The sequence below is a fragment of the Modestobacter lapidis genome, assembly GCF_054780755.1.
Genome location: NZ_BAAGVS010000054.1, coordinates 1 through 1,429 on the forward strand (window position 1 = coordinate 1; position 1,429 = coordinate 1,429).

At 70.3% G+C, this 1,429-nt stretch carries 1 protein-coding gene; it reads right to left on the reverse strand.

Features of this window, described 5'->3' with window-relative positions:
* Positions 1-54: 54 nt before the first annotated feature.
* Positions 55-1,311 carry an IS256 family transposase gene (locus ACYVG5_RS21400; RefSeq protein ID WP_222050844.1) on the reverse strand — a complete coding sequence of 419 codons (1,257 nt, stop codon included), beginning with the start codon at positions 1,309-1,311 and terminating at the stop codon, positions 55-57.
* Between the last annotated feature and the right edge of the window lie 118 nt (positions 1,312-1,429).

Below are 1,429 nucleotides of genomic sequence, written 5' to 3' on the forward strand. Positions count from 1 at the left end.
GGTCAAGTCCCCGGGCGTGGTGTGTGACGGCTACCGCGTGATCTTCATGTCTGGTCAGGCGCTGAGCGTCGGGATGGTCGGCTGCGTGGTCACCTCCTCGCTGCTGGCGCCGGTGTCGGTGACGGGCCTGATGCGGCAGCGGGCGAGGACGTCGATGCCGAGGTAGCGGCGGCCTTCGATCCAGTCGTCGTGTTGCTCGGCGAGCACGGCGCCGACGAGCCGGATGGCGGAGTCGCGGTCGGGGAAGATGCCGACCACGTCGGTGCGCCGGCGGATCTCCCGGTTGAGCCGCTCGGAGGGGTTGTTGCTCCAGATCTGGCGCCATACCTCCTTGGGGAACGCGGTGAACGCGAGTACGTCGGCGCGGGCGGTCTCGAGGTGTTCGGCGACCTTGGGCAGCTTGTCGGCCAGTGCGTCGAGCACACGGTCGAACTGGGCGTGCACGGAGGCGGCGTCGGGCTGGTCGTAGACCGAGTGCAGCAGCGCCCGTACCCACGGCCAGCTGCTCTTGGGGCAGACCGCCATCAGGTTCGCGGCGTAGTGGGTGCGGCAGCGCTGCCAGGCCGCACCGGGCAGGGTGGCGCCGATCGCGGCGACCAGCCCAGCGTGCGCGTCACTGGTCACAAGCTGAACGCCGGTCAGGCCGCGGGCGGTCAGGTCTCGGAAGAACCCGAGCCAGCCGGCGCCGTCCTCGGCGGAGGTGACCTGCAGGCCGAGGATCTCCCGGTGCCCGTCGGCGTTCACGCCGGTCGCCACCAAGGCGTGCACACCCACCACCCGGCCGCCTTCGCGGACTTTGAGGACCAGGGCGTCGGCGGCGACGAAGGTGTAGGGGCCGGCGTCCAGTGGGCGGTGGCGGAAGTCCGCGACCTGGGCGTCGAGGTCCTTGGCCATCTCGCTGACTTGGGACTTGCTCAGCCGGGTGATGCCGAGGGACTCGACGAGCTTCTCCATCCGCCGGGTGGAGACCCCCAGCAGGTAGCAGGTCGCGACCACCGTGGTCAGTGCGCGTTCGGCGCGGCGGCGGCGCTCCAGCAGCCAGTCGGGGAAGTACGACCCGGCGCGCAGCTTGGGGATGGCGACGTCCAGGGTGCCGGCGCGGGTGTCGAAGTCACGTTGCCGGTAGCCGTTGCGGACGTTGGTGCGCTCGGCCGACCGGGCGCCGTACTCGGCGCCACACACGGCGTCGGCCTCGGCCGACATCAGGGTGTTGATGAACGTGGTCAGCATCTGGCGCAGCAGGTCAGGGCTGGCCTGGGCCAGCTGCTCGTGCAGGAAGTGGGCAGGGTCGATACTGCTTGGAGCGGTCATCGCGTTCTTCTCCTGGGGTGCTGTGAGAGGTCTTCCAGAAGATCACGCGGTGGCCGCCTTCACGTGGAGGGCCCGCTGGTCACCGGGGCCGTCGCACACCACCTTGGTGGACGCCACT

Coding starts and splice junctions, on each gene's coding strand:
- ACYVG5_RS21400 (WP_222050844.1), bottom strand. CDS start 1,311: ATGACCGCTCCAAGCAGTATCGACCCTGCCCACTTCCTGCACGAGCAG.